The 18,229-nt window shown below is 48.7% G+C and carries 21 protein-coding genes and 2 pseudogenes; 5 read left to right on the top strand and 18 right to left on the bottom strand.

Features of this window, described 5'->3' with window-relative positions:
* Positions 1-13: 13 nt before the first annotated feature.
* Entirely contained in the window at positions 14-517 is a 504-nt protein-coding gene (locus E1N14_RS12845; RefSeq protein WP_025011447.1) for a L,D-transpeptidase family protein, read from the bottom strand.
* A 251-nt stretch (positions 518-768) separates the two neighbouring features.
* Here E1N14_RS12845 and E1N14_RS12840 point away from each other — a divergent pair, with 251 nt between their 5' ends.
* Together E1N14_RS12840 and E1N14_RS12835 are read left to right on the top strand one after the other, a co-directional pair.
* The gene (locus E1N14_RS12840) at positions 769-1,629 is read left to right on the top strand and encodes an ion transporter (RefSeq protein ID WP_025011446.1); all 861 of its coding nucleotides are present in this window, start codon (positions 769-771) and stop codon (positions 1,627-1,629) included.
* 106 nt (positions 1,630-1,735) lie between these two features.
* On the top strand, positions 1,736-3,172 hold the full coding sequence (locus E1N14_RS12835; protein WP_051547136.1) for an MATE family efflux transporter: 1,437 nt from the start codon (positions 1,736-1,738) through the stop codon (positions 3,170-3,172).
* A gap of 45 nt (positions 3,173-3,217) precedes the next feature.
* On the opposite strand, the gene E1N14_RS12830 is transcribed toward E1N14_RS12835, so the two are convergent.
* From E1N14_RS12830 to E1N14_RS12820, 3 genes are all read right to left on the bottom strand, one after another.
* Positions 3,218-3,445: a DUF2986 domain-containing protein gene (locus E1N14_RS12830; RefSeq protein WP_025011444.1), complete on the bottom strand. Its 228-nt coding sequence runs from the start codon at positions 3,443-3,445 to the stop codon at positions 3,218-3,220.
* A 126-nt stretch (positions 3,446-3,571) separates the two neighbouring features.
* Positions 3,572-3,928, bottom strand: a complete 357-nt coding sequence (locus E1N14_RS12825) for a hypothetical protein (protein WP_025011443.1) — start codon at positions 3,926-3,928, stop codon at positions 3,572-3,574.
* Positions 3,929-3,994: 66 nt separating this feature from the next.
* Positions 3,995-4,429, bottom strand: coding sequence for a hypothetical protein (locus E1N14_RS12820; RefSeq protein WP_025011442.1), 435 nt, complete (start codon positions 4,427-4,429; stop codon positions 3,995-3,997).
* A 146-nt stretch (positions 4,430-4,575) separates the two neighbouring features.
* On the opposite strand from E1N14_RS12820, the gene E1N14_RS12815 reads away from it, so the two are divergent.
* Positions 4,576-5,265: an energy-coupling factor ABC transporter permease gene (locus E1N14_RS12815; RefSeq protein ID WP_025011441.1), complete on the top strand. Its 690-nt coding sequence runs from the start codon at positions 4,576-4,578 to the stop codon at positions 5,263-5,265.
* Between the two features lie 11 nt (positions 5,266-5,276).
* Here the strand turns inward: E1N14_RS12815 and E1N14_RS12810 are convergent, their stop codons facing one another.
* The 8 genes from E1N14_RS12810 to E1N14_RS12775 form a co-directional block, all read right to left on the bottom strand.
* Positions 5,277-5,834: an RDD family protein gene (locus tag E1N14_RS12810; RefSeq protein ID WP_240517100.1), complete on the bottom strand. Its 558-nt coding sequence runs from the start codon at positions 5,832-5,834 to the stop codon at positions 5,277-5,279.
* Between the two features lie 101 nt (positions 5,835-5,935).
* Complete coding sequence (locus E1N14_RS12805) at positions 5,936-6,292, bottom strand: glutaredoxin family protein (protein WP_025011439.1); 357 nt, start codon at positions 6,290-6,292, stop codon at positions 5,936-5,938.
* A gap of 57 nt (positions 6,293-6,349) precedes the next feature.
* Entirely contained in the window at positions 6,350-6,814 is a 465-nt protein-coding gene (locus E1N14_RS12800; RefSeq protein ID WP_025011438.1) for a GNAT family N-acetyltransferase, read from the bottom strand.
* Between the two features lie 134 nt (positions 6,815-6,948).
* On the bottom strand, positions 6,949-10,173 hold the full coding sequence (locus E1N14_RS12795) for a DUF748 domain-containing protein (protein WP_062793794.1): 3,225 nt from the start codon (positions 10,171-10,173) through the stop codon (positions 6,949-6,951).
* A gap of 558 nt (positions 10,174-10,731) precedes the next feature.
* Entirely contained in the window at positions 10,732-11,121 is a 390-nt protein-coding gene (locus E1N14_RS12790; protein ID WP_025011437.1) for a VOC family protein, read from the bottom strand.
* Between the two features lie 223 nt (positions 11,122-11,344).
* Positions 11,345-11,848, bottom strand: a complete 504-nt coding sequence (locus tag E1N14_RS12785) for an ankyrin repeat domain-containing protein (RefSeq protein ID WP_051547127.1) — start codon at positions 11,846-11,848, stop codon at positions 11,345-11,347.
* A 233-nt stretch (positions 11,849-12,081) separates the two neighbouring features.
* Positions 12,082-12,504, bottom strand: a complete 423-nt coding sequence (locus E1N14_RS12780; protein ID WP_025011435.1) for a hypothetical protein — start codon at positions 12,502-12,504, stop codon at positions 12,082-12,084.
* A gap of 57 nt (positions 12,505-12,561) precedes the next feature.
* A complete protein-coding gene (locus E1N14_RS12775) occupies positions 12,562-12,936 on the bottom strand; it encodes a DUF1993 family protein (protein WP_037437402.1) in 375 nt (124 codons plus the stop codon).
* Here E1N14_RS12775 and E1N14_RS12770 point away from each other — a divergent pair.
* Positions 12,931-13,146: pseudogene (locus E1N14_RS12770) on the top strand (IS481 family transposase); the annotation flags it as partial. The gene E1N14_RS12775 and the pseudogene E1N14_RS12770 sit on opposite strands and share 6 nt — an antisense overlap.
* 58 nt (positions 13,147-13,204) lie before the next feature.
* Here E1N14_RS12770 and E1N14_RS12765 read toward each other — a convergent pair.
* The 5 genes from E1N14_RS12765 to E1N14_RS12745 form a co-directional block, all read right to left on the bottom strand.
* Positions 13,205-13,822, bottom strand: a complete 618-nt coding sequence (locus tag E1N14_RS12765; RefSeq protein ID WP_025011433.1) for a hypothetical protein — start codon at positions 13,820-13,822, stop codon at positions 13,205-13,207.
* A gap of 358 nt (positions 13,823-14,180) precedes the next feature.
* Positions 14,181-14,531, bottom strand: coding sequence for a hypothetical protein (locus tag E1N14_RS12760; protein WP_025011432.1), 351 nt, complete (start codon positions 14,529-14,531; stop codon positions 14,181-14,183).
* Positions 14,532-14,750: 219 nt separating this feature from the next.
* The gene (locus tag E1N14_RS12755; protein WP_025011431.1) at positions 14,751-15,143 is read right to left on the bottom strand and encodes a hypothetical protein; all 393 of its coding nucleotides are present in this window, start codon (positions 15,141-15,143) and stop codon (positions 14,751-14,753) included.
* A 208-nt stretch (positions 15,144-15,351) separates the two neighbouring features.
* Positions 15,352-15,963, bottom strand: coding sequence for an imm11 family protein (locus E1N14_RS12750; protein ID WP_025011430.1), 612 nt, complete (start codon positions 15,961-15,963; stop codon positions 15,352-15,354).
* A gap of 306 nt (positions 15,964-16,269) precedes the next feature.
* Positions 16,270-17,247 (bottom strand): hypothetical protein, encoded by a 978-nt coding sequence (locus E1N14_RS12745; protein WP_025011429.1) that lies wholly within the window; start codon positions 17,245-17,247, stop codon positions 16,270-16,272.
* 91 nt (positions 17,248-17,338) lie between these two features.
* Between E1N14_RS12745 and E1N14_RS12740 the strand changes: the two are divergent.
* Positions 17,339-17,926, top strand: a pseudogene (locus E1N14_RS12740) (transposase); the annotation flags it as partial.
* Between the two features lie 7 nt (positions 17,927-17,933).
* Here E1N14_RS12740 and E1N14_RS12735 read toward each other — a convergent pair.
* Positions 17,934-18,173 carry a hypothetical protein gene (locus E1N14_RS12735; RefSeq protein ID WP_140142615.1) on the bottom strand — a complete coding sequence of 80 codons (240 nt, stop codon included), beginning with the start codon at positions 18,171-18,173 and terminating at the stop codon, positions 17,934-17,936.
* Positions 18,174-18,229 lie beyond the last annotated feature (56 nt).

Here is an 18,229-nt window from a genome sequence, read left to right as displayed (position 1 = left end):
TCTGATTCCTGTTTCAGGGCCAAATTTCTATTGGCGTGCCCGGCTCAATCAACTGCCAGAGTTCATCCATTTCTTTATTGGTGAGGGCGATACAGCCGTTGGTCCAGTTAAACTGCTGCGCCTCTTCCGGAGTTAACCCAGAGCGGGGATTTTGGCCGTGGATCATGATTTGGCCGCCTGGGCTGACTCCAAGCGCCTTGGCCCTGAGTCTGTCCTCGTCATTGGGGTAGGAGATGTGAATCGCGCGGTAAAAGGCGCTGTCGGCCTTTTTGTAGTCCAGCAGATAGCGCCCCTCGGGAGTGCGTTGATCGCCTTCCTGATATTTGTGGCCCTTGGGCATATCCCCCATGGCGATGCGATATTCCTTGATGACCTTACCGGCCTTAATCAGGCTCAGACGTGAATCTGACTTGTTGACCAGCACCAAATCCACCTGTGCCGAGGCAAAGGGACTGTACAACTGGGCAAACGCCAGCAGAAATATTGCATAAACTATATGACGAAACGATGGGCCCATGACCACTTGGCTCTGATTATGGTTATTTTGACGGGATAATAACTGAAAAAGGGGGCCCTCTTGAAGCCCTTGAACAAGATTGTTGCCGAGAGTCGCGGAGCGTCAGCCAGAGAATATTTGGCACTCACGCCAATGCGTGGCAGACTTACGCCCCTGCCTTTTGGGCGCGGCGCCACGAACTCGAATGCGTGAGACTCGAAAAGGTAAAGATTGAGGTGCCGTTTGGTTGGAAAGTAAGGAAAGCTTAGCGCATGAATCAACATAAGATGACAGATACGCCGCCGGAGCCGGAACTCAAGCGTAAGCTCAGGATCATCATCTTTGGTACCGAAACGCCCGCTGGCCGCTGGTTTGATATCAGCTTGATCATCTGCATTATTCTCAGTGTTGCCCTGGTTTTTCTCGATACCGTGGCCGATATCCATGCCCGTTTCGGACATATCATCCTGGCACTGGAATGGGCCTTTACCTTGGTGTTCACTCTGGAATATCTGCTGCGGCTCTATTGTTCCAGCAATCGCTTGAGTTATGCCCGCAGTTTTTACGGCGTAGTGGATCTGCTCAGTATCCTGCCCAGTTATCTGGCGCTGTTCTTCCCCGGGGCCAATTTTACCCTGGTGATCCGTATTCTGCGGTTGTTCAGAATTTTTCGGGTACTCAAGCTGCTCAGATACTTGAGTGAAGGGAACCTCCTGCTCAAGGCGATGCTGCAGTCGAGTCGCAAGGTGTTTATCTTCTTTTTCTCTGTGAGTCTTATCATTATGGTGCTCAGCGCCATCATGTATGTGGTCGAAGGCCCGGACAACGGCTTCAGCTCGATCCCCAAGTCTGTCTATTGGACCATAGTGACCATTACCACAGTAGGGTACGGTGATATCACTCCCAAGACAGAACTCGGACAGGCCATAGCGGCGTTTACCATGCTCTTGGGTTATTCGATAATCGCCATTCCCACGGGGATCCTCACCGCTGAAATCTCCCAGGAGATGGGCCGTAGCCGCGATCTGCGCCGCTGCGCCAACTGCTTGAAAACCGGGCATGATCACCATGCTCTCTACTGTAACCGTTGTGGCAGTGAACTGGAGCCACCTCCGGAAGAAAACAAGGACTAGGGTGTCAAACAACCAATCATCTGCTAAGACAGTCACTCAAACAGCCACTCAGGCCGTCACTCAGGCTAAGTTTGTTGAGGGCAATATACTGCGTCACATTCTGGTGATGAGCTCTACCGCGGCCGTTGGGATCTCGGCGCTGTTTGTGGTCGACCTGCTGGACATTTTTTTCCTCAGCATGCTGGGAGAGCTGGAGTTGGCGGCGGCCGTGGGCTATGCCGGTACCATCTCTTTCTTTACCACTTCCATAGGTATCGGCCTGTCGATTGCGCTGGGGGCACTGGTGTCCCGCGCCGTAGGTGCCAGAGACACAGAAGGAGCCAAGCGCTTGCTGCTGAATGCCGCCATGGTAACTCTGCTGGTATCCAGTCTGATGGCGATAGTGGTGACGGCTCTTATCCCTGAACTGCTGGCGCTGGTGGGCGCCAGGGGACATACCGCCGAGCTTGCCGCCGATTATCTGTATATTCTGGTGCCTTCCTTGCCGGTCATCTGTTTGGCGATGGCGCTTGGCAGTGCCCTGCGCGCCGTGGGTGATGCCAGGCTCTCCATGCTATCGACCCTGGCGGGCGGCGCGGTCAATGCCGTATTTGACCCCATTTTTATTTTCCTGTTTGCCATGGGCATAGAAGGCGCGGCTACCGCATCGGTATTGGCGCGCCTCAGTGTGCTGCTGATCGCGGCAAGAGGTGTGTTTATCAAACACGGCCTTTGGAGCCGTTTCGAACTTGCGAGCTTTCGCGGCGATCTGCGCGCCATTTTTGCCATCGCAGGGCCAGCTATGCTGACCAATGTGGCCACCCCCATAGGCAATGCGGTAGTGACCCGGGCGATTGCCGACTTTGGTGACAGCTTCGTCGCTGGCTGGGCCGTCGTTGGGCGTTTGACCCCTGTGGCCTTTGGAATGATCTTTGCGCTTTCCGGCGCCATAGGGCCCATCATAGGGCAGAATTATGGCGCCAGGGCCTATGACAGGCTCAGCGAATGCCTGACAAGGGCGCTGCAATTCTGTATCGCCTATGTGCTTGGTATGTCGCTGCTGCTGTGGTTGCTGCGCGAGCCTTTGGTATTGGTATTCGACATGCGCGGGGATTCTGCCGAGCTGGTACGTTTCTTCTGCCAGTATATGGCGCTGTTTTTCCTGTTCAACGGCGCACTGTTTGTGGCCAACGCCTCGTTCAACAATCTGGGTAAAGCCAAGTATTCAACCGCCTTCAATGTGGGCAAGGCCACTATAGGGACGCTGCCATTTGTTTATCTGGGAGCCGAGCTCGGTGGGGTATATGGAGTCTTGATTGGTCAGGCACTGGGGTCAGTGCTCTTTGGTGTATTGGCGGTGATCACCGCCTACCGCTTGGTTGCCAGAGTGGCCGCCAATGGCCGCCAGCAAGGTCTTGAGGCCGACAGGCTTGATGAGGAGGAACTCTCCATGGCCTCCAGCAGTCCATTGTCGTCTTCCTGTACTCAGATGGGGCAGATGACCGAAGAGCTGGAGCCGATAGCCAGTGCCCAGGCTACCTCGCCCCAGCGGGAGAGGTCTTAATGCCGGGAACGGCTCATGCGTTTAAAGAGGGGGCCTAGAAACGTTTTATTGGGTGTCAGATTGGGAAGTCGCGGCCGCAGCACTTTCAGTAGCGCCGTTATCTGGCTGCTCAACTGCATTGTTTTCTGCTTGCTCGGCGGCAGCGATTTTGGCGCGCTCGGCCTTGGAGATGTAACCCTGTTTAGCGGGGCCTGAGTTGGGGATCTCTTTCTTGTTTTCCCGGGCTTTGGCACGCTTGGCCAGTTTTTTGGTCAGTTTTTGTCGCTTGTTCATGCTAAATTTCCTGGTACTTCCCACTTGGATGGGCAAAGGGCAGGCATTTTAGCCTGCCGACGGCCGGGCAACAAGCTCAACCTGTCTCAGTGTCGGTGTTTGAATACCGCGATGACTGGAGCCTACTTACAGGAACAGGGTCATGAAGACACCGATATAGCTCATGGAAACCGCGACCCCAATACTGAGCAGGGCCATATCCAACATCAGTGGCCTATCCGGCGTTTTGGCAGCCTTGATAAGTTCTACCACGCTGGTGGGGATCACTATCAACCCCGAGACTATCAGCAACAAAAAACCGGGGCGGAACAGGCTGAGTTGCAGTGCGCTTTCATCCTGCCACAGGTGCGCATATTGATCGCCAAACAGCAATAACGCCATGGCGACCACGGCCGACAGACTGGTGGCCAACAACAACTGACGATTAACCTTGCTGCGGTTAACCGGCTCTTCTATCTCCTGAATAATTCCTGTGGGTTCCATCTCAAATACACCTGAAGCGGGAAACTGCGGCAAAACTAGCAAATTTGAGGCTTATTTTCAAAAAAATTACTTGTTACCGAAGCGACTCCTGTCCATCTCACTGGCGCCATCCCGACATTCACCGCGGATCTCCCCTCTGTCGGATTGCAGCAGACGACTGAGTTCATAAAAACCTTCACGGCAGTATTGATTCATTTTGAGGGTGTTATCGAGCCCAAGCTGCAGTTGCTGTTCAAACACGGCTTGCCTGGCTTCTCTGATAGCCAGTTGTTGGCGCATCTCCTTTGCCGTACGTGGTGCCTGGACACTTATCCTGTAACTGCCGCCAGAATCGGGCGTTATCAGCCGCGCCGTATAGGTAAAGAGCTTCAAGCCATCGGCCTTAATATCCGTCTGGAAACTGTCTTTGATGGCACCGGCAAAATCGGCCGGATCTATGTTGGGTTTTGAGCTGCAACTACAAAGCAGCAGTGGCAGTAATAACAGAAAAAGCGCACGCATAAGCTGGGGTGATTATCCTTATTATTTTTTTGGAGATACAAATTATCGTTAACTTACTGCAGAATAAGCACAATTGCATTAACGGCGTGATAAGTCAGCGCAGCATCGACCTCTACCGCCTTTGTTTGATAACCGGATGGTAGGTTATGTTCGAGTATCTTCAACATCTTTTCGATAAGGTGCAATGGCAACCTGGGCTGACGGATACCCTCTATTTGGTTCTGCTCGTTGGCTGGTTTGCCTGGATCTGGCCCAAACGGGACTGGCAACAACTGCTGGCGGACAAGAGCTTGCAGTGGCGGGCGCTGCTCAGTACCTTGGCCATTAATGGCCTTTGGCTGCTCAATGCCAGTGTTACCGAGGGGATCCACGCTCATTTTCTGGCCTTGGTAACCCTGATGTTGATGTTCGGCTGGCGCTTGGCGTCCGTGTTGATGCTGTTACCTGTAAGCTTCTTTTGCCTGTTTGTCTATCACCAGCCCTGGATGCTGGGCCCCATGATGTTGTTTGCTGTCTGCCTGCCGCTTTTATTGGCATTGACAGTACACAGCTTGAGTTATCATAAATTACCCAAACATTTGTTTGTGTTCATTTTTGTGGCAGGTTTTCTCAATGCCGGGCTATCTGTCGTCAGCCATATTCTCGCTTGGTCAACTTATCTCTGGGCCAGCACGGATTACAGTGCCACTTACCTGGTGGATAACTATCTGCTGCTTATTCCGCTGCTTGGGTTCCCGGAGGCTTTACTCAACGGTATGGCAGTGACTCTATTGGTGGTTTACCGGCCCGAGTGGCTCTACGACTACTCGGACCGGGTCTATCTCTGGCGTCACTGACAGGTGCGACTTTAGTCTTTGGGGGCGCGGATCACCAGGGTGCCGGCGAGTTTGTCATGCCAGCTTTGTTTCCGGGGATCGAAGGCCACCCAGAGATAGCCAAGGCCGAATACCAGAGTAGAGGGGATATAGCCTAAATAGCGCACTATCAGGCTGGCGGTCGATGGCTTTTGCAAAGTGTCGGCATCAACAATGACGGCTCTTAGCACCATCTTGCCCGGAGTCGCCGACTTATAATGCCAGAACAAGATGATCAAGATGAAAGGCAACAGGTAGTTGATCACAACATCGAGCGGGCCCAAGATTAAGGCATCGTTCTCCAATATGGCATCAATGCCAAAGACTAGCAGAGTCAGTGGCACTGTGATGCACATCAACATGAGTGAGTCCAGCAGGGTTGCCGCCAGTCGCTCCCAAAAACCGACATAGATGGGATAGCTGGATTCATTGCTTGCTGCTTCTGCTACGGGCGGTGGAGGCGTCATTCCTGAGGCCAGTTCCGTAGGGATTGTCTGTTCTTGATGAGCCAAGACTGACTCTATGTTGCGTGGGTTTTGCTCTGCTGCCATTTACTCTGTCCCTGATTAATAATTACTGTTGGGACGATACACAGGAATAAAGCTTGGAACAAGCTGTGCCTGCCGTATTGGCACGGCAGGCAAGGGATTGATCAACCGAAACGCTGATTGAGATAGCTGATGATGTCGTTGGATTCATACATCCAGGTCACTTCACCGGCTTGTTCTATTTTCAAACAGGGAACTTTCATGGTGCCGCCCCCGTTTTGCAGGGCACTCTTGTGTGGCTCCTGCTTGGCATCCAGGGTGGTGATATTCAGGCTCTGGCGTTTCATGGCTCGTCTTACCTTGACGCAGAAAGGGCAGGCCGGATACTGATACAGGCTGAGGCTACGACATTGTTCATCGATATCCGCCTGCTGCTCGGGTTGCCGCCTAAGGCCCTTGGGTGAAAAAACAAAGTTGAGCAGCAAAATAATCCGCCCCAGGATCCAACGAATAACAAACATAAGCATCCTCTATATAAGCTTGAAACGGCAGGCAGTTTAACTCAGTGGTGGTGAAACTCAAGCCCGGACTTGGAGTTCAAGGGTAGCGATGATTTCATCTTCATCCTCCGGGTCCGGCCCTTGCTCAACAAAGCCGAAACCGGCGTAAAACGCTCTTGCTGTTTGGTTTTCATCTGCATAGCAGATATGCACCCGCTGCGCATTTTCCTGGGCGCGGATCTCTTCGAGTACCAGTGCCATCGCGCGGCTGCCTATGCCTTTTTGCTGATACCCTTCGGCCACCATGAAGCGGAATATGTTGTAATCGTTGGGTTTGCCTTCTTCAGCAAGCGATTCATACATCAAAAAGCCTACCGGAGTGTCGTCCAGGTAAATCGCCTTGGGCACATAGAAAGGAAAAAACTGGGCTTCGGCGATGGAAAGCATATTATCGGCCAGCAGATCGCGTTGCTCCGGCTTGGGTTTAAGCTCGCCTACGATTTCAAAATTGTCTCGGGTTATCTGTTGCAGACTTATTGGCATTTGTGGTTATTGGTTTTGGTTGAATTGATTGCCGGCGATAATAACAGCCCTGCAACACTTTACCAGTTCAATAATCCGTCATGAATACGAAAAAGGCTCCCATAGGAGCCTTTCTTAGGTGATTTCAATAGGTTTTAATCGGCGTTCAGTGACAGAATCGCCTGAGATGCATCCTGTTTCATCTCTGTCTTGCTGTCGAGCAGGAAGACTCTTTCCGGGGCGACGGCTGCTCTGTCCACCAGGAAGGCCTTGATGGCCTGGGCCCTGGCCTGAGCCAGATTAGCCAGCTCGTTATTGCTGATCTCCTGAGCGCTGAGCAGTTGGTTGTAAAGGCCCATATGCCAGACGGTGAGCAGGGTATCTTCATCGACTTTTTCACCGTCGGCCTTTTCGGCAAGTTTTTGCTTCACTTTGTCTTTTTCCGCATCGGCATCCAGTTTGAGCTGTTGCTCGAACAATTCCACCAGGGCATCTGCCAGCTTACCCTGGGTAGGGAATCGACTGGCGCTCAGCTCGTCCGGCAGGGCTGCAAGCTTGCTGGCCTTGAGCAGTTGCAGATGCAGTTTTTGCTCTGCCAGCGCCTCACTGTCTTCCCGCAGCGCCACGCTGCCTTCAATGCTCAATTGCAGCTTGGGCCTGTCATCCAGCGCCTTGGCCAGCTTGCTCAGCTTATCTTCGGCGTCAGCGTCCAGCGTGGCTATACCGGGTTGGAAAGCGACCAGGTTCAGCTCTTCATCACTGCCAACCAGACCGGCCAGCAAAGAGAAGGGGGCGGTGACCGCCTTGGTGATGACATTGGTGATGGCGGTCATCACTATGCTGCCGAAGCTGAAACTTGGGCTGTCGAGATCTCCTGAAACCTGTAAGCCAAGATCTATCACCCCATGTCTGTCCTGCAAAAGGGCGATAGCCAAGGTAATCGGCAAACTGGTGGCCAGATCGGAATCACTGGGTTTACCCAGCTTAAGCTGATCTATCACCAGATGATTGTCTCCCTTCAGCTGGTTGTCTTCCAGTTGATAGTTGAGCGCTAAAGACAGCTGGCCTTTGTCTATGTAGTAACCGGCATAGGTGCCCGAATAGGGATTCACCGAGGTCAACTCGACACTCTTGAATACCAAATCCAGATCCAGATAGGGTTTTTCCAGCAGCGGGTTCACTTCACCCCTTAGGGTGACTGGAGCATACTTGTCTATCTTGCCCTTGATATCGACACTGGCCTTGGTTCCAGGGGTAGAAGACAGGTGGCTTATCTTGCCTTCCAGCGCCTCGATACCTGAAGCAAAGTTAGGGGTGAGGGAGTTATCGGCAAAATAGGCCGAGCCGTTGTTGATGGCAATGCTGCCGATATCCAGTTTAAATGCCTTATCTGTCGAGGCCTTGATGTTGATTTTTTCCTTGGCGGCCGTTTGCTGTGGCGCTTCTGCCTGGCTTTGTTTTGTCTGCGACTGAGCCGCTGAGTTATCACCAGGTGGTTCGGCACGGATCAGCTCGCCGATATTAGTGCGCTGATCTTCGGTGATCATCACTTTGGCGTATGGCTGTTCCAGCAATATATTGCTGATTTTCAGGCTGTTTGCTTCGGAATCAAAGCTCATCGCATCTATCGCCATATTCTGCCATTTCAGCAGAGGCTCAAATGCCAATCCATCCTTGATAAGCAGCTTGCCAATTCCGGCTTGTCCCTGAAAATGGGCCTTCCCCTCGGCGTTGGCAGTGAACTTGCCCTGAGTGCTCAACTTGCCGCTTTCAAGCTGCATATTGAGATAGGGCGTCAGATAGGGTTGGAACTGCTGCAGCTCCAGCTCAGTCAGCGTCAGCTCGCCATTGACAGTGAATGCCTTGGCATCTATCGCGCCGGTGGAGCTGAACTGGCCTTGGCTGGTTTCCGGCTGGGTTTGGGCATCAGAACTCAGTGCCAGTTGCAACTGGTAGTCTATGCTTCCTTCGAGATCGGAACGCACTGGACCTGTGGTGATATCCAATGGGTAGACACGCCAGTGGACACCATTGCTTTGCTGCTGCTCAAACAGGTTGAGATCGGCCTGTTTGAGACTGATTTTGCCAATAGTCAGCAGCCACTGTTTGTCTTGCTCCTGGGCTTTGTTTGGCTCTGCGGCTGTATGCGCTGTGGCTTTTTCTTGCGCTATGGCCTTATTTAGCGCCTCGGTTGCATCTGCCGCCTCTGGTTGGGCTAGTGCTGGTTCCACTTGTGCCTTGGCCGCGGTGTCATCGGGCTTGGCACTTGTGGCGGGCATAAAGAGCTGCTGTAGATCCAGGCCTTGCTTATCCAGGTGGGCATCGGCCCACAGGCCTTGCAGCGCCAGTTCGTCGATATCAACACTCTGGTTGTCACCGTCGATCCGAATGTTATCCAGTGCCAACAGCGGCAACTTGACTCTGGCTTGCTGTTGGTCGGAGAACAGCAGATTTTCCAGAATAAACCGGCCCTTGTGGGTACTGTAATGCAGTTGGTCTTGTTGCTGTTTCAACTGGTACTGGCTTTGGAAGCTGAGTTCACCGTCACTGAGCTTAGCGGCAATAAGCCCATCGGCAAACGGCCAGAAGGGTAGCAGGGAAACTTTGGCCAGTTGCAGCTCACCGGTGACTTCGAGAGGCTGCAGCTGAAACTGTCCCTGAGTCTGCAATTGTCCGTTATCGCTGCCGGTCAAGGACAGGGCATAGCGGTTGGCATCTTTCGCCAGTACCGGTTCGTTCTCGTCTTCCGGCAAGCTGAGGCTATAAGCCTTGGTATCCAAAGCTTGCAGGCTGAAATTAAGCTCGTCGTAACTGAGCTCTGTATTGGCGACCTTATCCATATAAGCGAGCTTACCCTCTGTTACCCGGATATCCCGGGCAATGACTCTGGGCGGTTCAGAGGTGTCTTCTGTAGCCTCGGCTTGCGGTGTTTGATTGGCTTCAAGGTGGGCAAGCATATCGCTGAAGTTGAATTGAGCTTGGCCATTCTCTGACGCCAGCCTTTGCACATTCACTTGCGGATCAAAGAGGTAGATATGATCTATGGCGATGGCCCCTTGGGTCAGCGAGCGCCAAAATGCCAGCTCCAACTCAAGCTGGCTGAAAGATGCAAAGACTTGCTGTGGGTCGCTGTCCTGCAGGGCGAAGTTATCCAGGCGGACTCTGAGAAGGAACGGGTTAATGCTGATATCGTTCAGGCTCGCCTGACGGCCGAGCAGTTGTTGCAGTTGCTTTGGGGCTTGCGACTTTATCACCCAGGGGGCGAGCCCACCAAGCAACAGGGCGTAGAGGCCATACCCGAGGAGCAGATAGATGCCTGTTTTGATGGCGAGCGGCGCCCGGCGAAAGCGTGAAAAGAGCTGAGTCAGCACATTGGGCATAGCGGTGTGAGATCCCTTGAAGCAGGTTTGCGGCAAAAATTTGGCGTTATTCTAACGCGTATTCGGTATGCTTTGTAAGTCACTTCTGAACCTATGATTTTTGTTATCTTGCTCGATACATGCATGATACAAAAAGAAAACTTAGCTAAGGAAGGTGTGAATAAGTCCTCGCGGCACTCTGGCTTACACAGCAATTGGCATTCAAGGCATCTGACTGAAGGCATGCCGGGGCCTGTCGAAGTCGGATAACGCAGAGAGCCAGTTGCTGTGAGAGCCCCGAAGGGCGTGGCTTACAGACCTGCCTGCTGTGTTGTACTTCTTGCAAAGGACTAAGGCCATTTGCTGCGAACCACGCCTTGCATCCAGGCCTGTAAGCCGACGCAGAGCACGCATGGGACTTGTTCGCACCTTCCCTAACTCATGTTGCAATGATCAAGAGTGATTTTTGCTGAACATTGCATTCACAAGAGGGCAATAACCAAGGTTGTAAAGACCTTGAATGTTCAGTATCAGCTCAGCAAACCTGAATCCTGGCAAGACTATTGCCTTTGCCCGCCCTTATCCTTTGGTTGGGCTGCTGTAGGTGATGGCGGCGATAATGGCGCCGCAGGGGTCTTTTATCCAACAAAAGCGGCCGACCTGGGGAATGTCCTCAGGGCCGTAGAGTACATCGCCCCCCAGTGCTTTGGCCTTAATGGCGACGGCGTCGACATCTTTAACGGTAATGTAACCAGTCCAGTTACTTGGCATGGCCGGCGCCGGGCTGTCTGTGATGCCACCTATGCTGATACCGTCATTTTCTATGATGTGATAGGGGCCTTGTGGCAACTGCATCGTCTTGAAGCTCCATCCAAAAATCTCACCATAAAACCGCATCGCCAACTCAGATTCATTGGCGGTCAGTTCGTGCCAACTTAAGGCTCCATGGGTAGTAAAAGGGGAGTTCATAGATAGGTTCTCCTGAGACTGAGGGGCTGACAATTCGGCTGTGAAGATCGCCGGCCAGCAGATCTTGAGCCGCTTTGAGTTCAGCTTTGAGTGTAGTCGAGTCGGCTGTGCTTTGTGGCTTTCTTGGACTACGAAGAAGAGGGGGCACAAGATGCCGGAGCCCGAATTATGGAAACCTTTTCGGCGCTGAAGAATGTGCTAACAGCAAAGTTGAAGGGGGAGGTTAGCTGATGAGCTTGATGTAATCTGCAATCTCAGTGCGGCCCCATTCATGGGCAAACTCGAGGGCTCCCATGTCCTTCATCGTCTGGCCGGTATAACGGATGCTGGTATCTATGCCCGCCTCAACCAACCGCTTCACAATATGGACGTGGCCATAATGAATTGCGGTAAAAAGGGGATTACGGTCTGGCTCAGAAGTATCGAGCCTTGCGCCAAGGCCGATGAAGTAGTTCAAAATATCTTCGTTGCCATTCGAAGCAGCCCTATGGATTGGGCTGCTACCACTGAGATTGTCTCTACTATCTATATCGGCTCCCAGCTTGACTAAAGCCTGGCACAATTCCAAGTTGTCATTATCAGCGGCAATATGAAGAAAGCTGCCCAATGGCGTTTGTAACTGAACCAGTTCAGTGTTCATTGATAGAAAGTCGATTGCATCAGCGGTTCTCTTCTCCCTGATGCATGCCATGAGTGTCCTTAATTTCAGTATTACTGCTTCGTTCACTTATTTATCCGTCCTGACTTAATGATCCCCTGTGGGTATCAAGCCTAGTGTTTTCGAGTGTATTCGATTAATCGACCGTCTCATGCTTGCCGAGTTTTACCGTAAAATACTGGCAAACATTCGCAAGTGGTCAGTATACCTAAGGAAGGTGCGAACAAGTCCTCGTGGCACTCTGTTTGTAGAGAGAGGCCTAATTTGCAGTTGCCGCTTTGGCAGAAGGTTGCGGCGACTCACTAAGTGCAGAAGTTCTTACTATTAGGATCATCAGGGTTCAGTACTTGTATCCTGAAGTCCGGTGCCAGATTAAACCGTTTTATAACGCTCGATATTCGGTCAGATGTTAATGCAGAACCGAAATCCAAGAAGAATGGGATTGGATCATTATTGATAGCCCACATCTCATTCATTTTCTTGGCTAATTCTCTGGCTTGCTCCCAATCTCCTGCAAATATCTTGGAGTAATCAAAATAGGGCCATGCTGCGATATCATCTTCCTCTGCCGAATCTTCGCTGAAGAGAAAGGATACGCTAATCTCCGAGTGCCAGGGAAATACGCCTATATCAATGATTCTTAGCTCTTTTTTACCAAAATTATCTACCGCTTCCTGCAGTTTTCCTTCTAGCAGTTGCTCAATATTTTCTCTGCTGTATTCCATATCCATTTCTTTTGATGTCTTAATTAAGTTGTATTGGCTTACATGAACAATCGGGCTTCATGCCTGCTTCACCAAGGATGCAAGATGCAGCATGTAGTCCGGTTTGCTTATGTCCAGACCTTTATGGCGAAGAATATCGTAGGCCGTAACCATGTGGAAGTAAAAATTGGGGATGAGGAAGTCATTGATATATAAGGTACCTGGAAGGTCTATGTACGAGCCTTGATCCAGCTCAATGCGCGTTACTTCCAACATCTTTGAGTCATCACTCTGTGCAGCAAGCAACAGTTGTTTGGTGTTGTTGATATGTACCAGCGCCTTATCTAACGACTCCACACACGAATCCAGATTGTCCATAGGCTGATTGGCACACCAAAGCGCGAAGTTGTGTGGTTGATTGCTTGTAAAGGCTATTTGTGTCCCTAATTCCACAGGACCATCCTGAATGAGGCCTATCAGGTCGCGTTCCGCAAAAAGCTGTACGGCACACTGGAGGAACTGCAAAAAGACTTGGACGAATGGCTGGTGCTGTATAACAATGAACGCACCCATCAAGGCAAAATGTGCTGCGGCCGCACACCGATGGCAACATTAATTGATGGAAAACGGATTTGGGCGGAAAAGAATTTAACCCAAATCTAATCTGACAACGGCACCCCAAAATCGGGTAACTGTCAGCTCAGGTCTGAGCTAGTACAACTTACACAAGTACATACTTTGTCTTTTTACCTGCTAGCGAGCTTTCTGCGATTTCTATGAGTCCGCTCCATTTCGATTCAGTACATGCTAAAAGAAAACTTTTAGTTAAAGCTTGAGGCCAATTGTAGCAAGCTGCAGCAATGTAACATCTAGGTGTTATTACTTTACCTTCATCCAAATCTCTTTTAATGACGGAGCTTAATAGCATATTGATCGTCTTTTCATCTGGTACCCTGCCCGACGTTAAAATTGCAGCGCATGCCCCTGAAAGCAAAAGGTCATTCTCTGTATCGAGAATGCTCAAAATGTATAAGAATGAATCATTGCTCACATCATTAATCATGCAAATTGCAAAACCTATATCCTTGTAAAGAACTGTTGCATCATGACTCTTGCTTTCAAGTTCTCTTAGGTATTCAAGAGATAAACTAGAACCAACGAAGCCAAGAGCTCTTATCACTTCAGATTGTGCTTGCCAGGAATTTGGCCTCTCTACCAAACACTTTAAAGCATCCAGCAATAGTTGTTCATAACCGCCAAATTTACTATTGGCTATCTTTTGGGCAGCTTTCTCAATTCTAGGTGGTGACTTTGACTTTAATTCTTCTTTGAATTCCATAACTGACTACTTTAGGTATTTAGACACAATGATTCTCTATGCCGTTGTAGGCCTCCACGTTTTTGCGTGGATTAGTTAAATATAGTTAAACAAGAGCCACTGTTTGTTGCCTTTATTGAAAGACCTGGCAAACAATTACAGAGGGCCGACATGTCTAAAGTAAACACACTTTTTATCGGGTTGGATGTACACAAGGAGACCACTGATGTGGCCTGGCTTTCTGACAAGCCCGCTTATGAGGCAGGTCCCGGAAAACATGGTCATGTGGTTAAACCTCACGCCGCTCTCTTCGAAATAGTTGCAAGGTCAGCCGTCGACCTGGCTCGCCAAAGTCCGATGCTGCCTTTGCATGTTATGCTTATGGCGGCCAATTATAGTCTACCCATTCCTCATAAAAATCAACTTCATACTGTAGATTGGTTATTTTATGGGGCAATTTAGCAGCTCTTAAAAACTCTGAAAATTGTGAAACGACTTTTCTGGCCGGGATCGGGGATTTATGAGATATAAACATTGAAAATGTGTATACATCATTTTCTTGAGATTCAAACGTAAAACCTGCAATTTCAGATACTTTTTTTTGCTTTAGTACAAATGTGTTTGAGAGAGCCTCTACAAGTTCTAACTCTATAGGACACTTACTGAGATGCTTTTCCAAGCATTCTAGACCCATTACTGCCACTATCTCTATATCGAAATCCTGATCCATGATTCTTAATTCCACATAACGTCCGTCTGATCTTGATACGTTGCTATTAAATCCAAGAGAGCCATAATTCTTGCACTCACGTCTATAGCCGAATGGCCTAATAATAGAGACGAAAGACTGATGTTCTCTCAGTGGAAAAATCAATCTTTTAGGGGGCCGGCGCTAGAGTCTTTGCTCTGCTAATAGTGGGGGCATATTTGGGGACCAGTCCGAAATTTTCTAGAAATTACCAAAACAAACAGTAGTAACAACACCATATTCAGTTTGAACTTCAAACTCATGCTCTTGAAAGTAATAGCTTTCCATTGAGCCATAATCTTCAAATTCGTACTTGGTTCCAAATATTATTTTGAGTTTAGAAATTGCTTCGTCTACGTCTAGACCTATGATGTTAATCCCTTGAATAGATAACGCAGGGTTTGAACATTGAATCCAGTGAAGTCCATCCGCCTCGTCAATCCAAAAAGTACACATTAGCTTATTGTATTGAAGAAGAGGAAACCCATCATTATCAGTATCAATTTTACTAGGTTCCCCTAGCTGCTTTGTCAGGTAGATTTGGTCTAAGCCAAATCGAATATCACCCAATCCAATCCCTAGTTTTACTTCCATGCTTAATGATTCCCTGTGCAAGTGTTGGCCTCTGTAGTGGATTAGTTAAACCAGAGACACACTGTTTGTTGATCCGATAGGTAAACAATCACTGGAGGCCGACATGCCTAAAACTAGCACACTTTTTTATCGAGTTGGATGTACACAAGGGGACCACAGATGTGGCTTGGGTGCTAATAGTGTCCATATTGCTTCAAATGCATATAGCTTAGTACTGTTTTCCTTCAAAAAAATCTACAACTTTAATAAAACGAACACCGGATAATTTTCTCTGAACGATAAAATCAACTACCTTCTGATGGAAAAATAGATAACTTTTAGAACAATTAGCGATTTTGAATATCAATCGTTCGTTTTCTGCTATTTTTTCCAAAACACGGCCGTCTAGAGAAAACTTCTTAACTTCTAAGAGTTCATCATCGTCATCAAAATCGAAAGTTTCAATGGAAGAATTATCACGATCAAGACAGTCAAGCTCTTTATAAAAACCCAAATACCAATAGTTCTCATGCCACACGTTATTATCATCAATATATATTGAAGGATAAATTTGCATCCCATCAATATCATAATTATCCATTTTTAGCTTAACTTCCTTATTAATTAACAAACCAGCAGAATCAACAAACAAGTCCGTTAGCGGCCATCTATTTTTGTCTTCACCCTTAAAGCCGTTCAAAAAGAACAAAGGCTTTTCTCCATAAACCAGTTGCTTGAAATGATATTGTCTTTTTGCAGTATTTAAGTCTGGATTAATATAAGTCTGGTTATCTCCACTAGGACGAAAAGCAATGTAATACTCATCATTATAATTTTTCACTGGTCTATCCTTAATGAAATATTAAGCCGCCCATTATAAAATAGCTTGTTATGTCAAATTTGGTAATTTAAATATCAAGCAAATATCAAGCCACCTATCATAAAATAATAACTTAATCTTCTTTCTGTCTACGTTCAAGCACCGCTAGGGGATTTGAGCACCCGGAGGTAGAAAGATATCCATGAGTTGCAGAGGTTTGATGAAATCGAACCGATTTCACGCAAAAATGCGAGATTTGAGCTGTGCTAGCCCTACCCATGGTTCAGGGGATTTCAATGACTGCGGTTGAGCTAAATAGCGTGGGGTTCAAGCCGTTTGAAAGTACTGACAGCTGGTTGCAAAATGCCGTCGTCGCTTCTCCAAGTGTTCGCAGTAACAGCTGAGCTCTTGCAAGGTGCCTACCGGCCCACGAAATAGTCTTCCAAATTCAGTGGTAAGCTTGAGCCAATTATCATGAGGGATATTCAACCGCGTCAGTAGCTTGGCACTCTTTTCACCTATCGCGCCACGTTTATCATCGCGAATACAACGCCCGGTATCATCCACTAATTCAAGATAATCCTTGAGCCCAAACGCAATACCATTGGGCTGATTACTGCACTCATCGCCAATAAAGGGCAATAGCTTGGCGGGTTGTTCGCATTTCAAAGCTGCCTGAATACGTAGCCGAATGCTGGTATGTTCTGACTGCTCAGGCGTATCGGCCATCTTGGCTCTAATAGGATTGAGGTCAACGTAAGCCATGCAGGTTAACACTGCGGCTTCATCGAGTAAGGCTTGTGACTTAAATCTTCCCTCCCAGAATCGGCCGGTACAGTTATCTTCCTGATTGGCTTGACGCGCTATCGGTTCATTAAGACAACGCATGAACCAACTGATGTCACATAACCTGCTGCGATAAATCGCAATAGTATGCTTCAGCCTGGGCACATCATACGCTTCAATCAGCTCACCTTGGGTGAATTTGCGGGTTAACGCATCACCTTTGAACAGCTTATGCCATTGCTCAAGCACTTCTCTGTCTGTCCATCGGTTTGCTGTCTCTATATCAATATACAACACCAGATGCAGATGATTACTCATGATGGCAAATGCCGCCACATCAATGGCAAAAACGGCTTCCAGTTCAAACAATAACGATTCCACCCAGCCACGGCGGTGGTCATAATTTTTACCCGAGTAGGCATCATCACCACACAGAAAGGCTTGCCGTACCACGCGGCTGCAACAATGGTAGTAAGGCGTATCTTCTAGGCTGATTTGAGTTCGGCGAGGGCGCGGCATAATAACCTCCTTGTTAAATGCTTAAAAAAAGCATAGTCGGAGGCTAACTACCGCGCCATTAACGCTGGGTGTCCATATTTTTTCCCGTTTAATGAGTGACTTAGTAATTCGCCGCAATCAGCTGCTCGCGATGCAGACCATGGAGAAAAATCGTATTCAAATTTTGCCTAAGCACCTACATTCGACAATGACACCCATCCTGACTGCGATAAAAAATCAGGTCTCAAAGATTGAAAATAAGCTTGTCAAACTCATCGAAGATTGCCCCGAATACCAAACTAAAAATACCCTCTTACAAAGCGTACCTGGCATCGGCAATATCGCCGCTGCGTCTATCATCAGCAATGTGCCTGAGTTAGGCTACATTACCAACAAGCAAGCGGCTTCACTCATCGGCGTCGCCCCTATTACACGTGAAAGTGGACGCTACAAAGGGAAACGAGTCATCCAAGGAGGCCGCGCACAGGTGAGAACCGTTTTGTACATGGCCATGATGTCAGCCATGCAATGTAACCCTGTTTTCAAGGACACTTACGCTCGATTACTCGAAGCTGGAAAACCAAAGAAAGTGGCGATTATTGCTTGCGTTCGCAAGATGGTGGTCATCCTAAACTCTATGCTTCGAGATGGCATCATGTGGGACCAAAACATCACCCCAAATAAAGGATTGACGCCATAGTCGTTTGTTAGCTGTTTTTGTACACTTCGCCTAATTTAGTCAAAGCTGTTTTCAAAACTGTCTCTGATTTTAAAGCGTCACCAGAATCAACCCATTCATCGAGCGCTTGTGTAAATTCATCTACCGAAAAATTAGGGAAGTGTTTTGCCAGTAAATTGTACTTATCGATTCCATCGTTTTTTGCAGATAAATCTAAAGCGTCTAAATCAGACTTTAACGCAATTAAATTTGTTCGAAATAACTTCATAATAATCAGGCTCAGAATAAAAGCGATATTATATCTCACACATAATAAGAACTTAT

It is taken from the genome of Shewanella algae (genome assembly GCF_009183365.2).
In the GTDB taxonomy this organism is placed as follows: Bacteria; Pseudomonadota; Gammaproteobacteria; order Enterobacterales; family Shewanellaceae; genus Shewanella; species Shewanella algae.
This window is presented reverse-complemented; position numbering and strand designations above follow the sequence as displayed.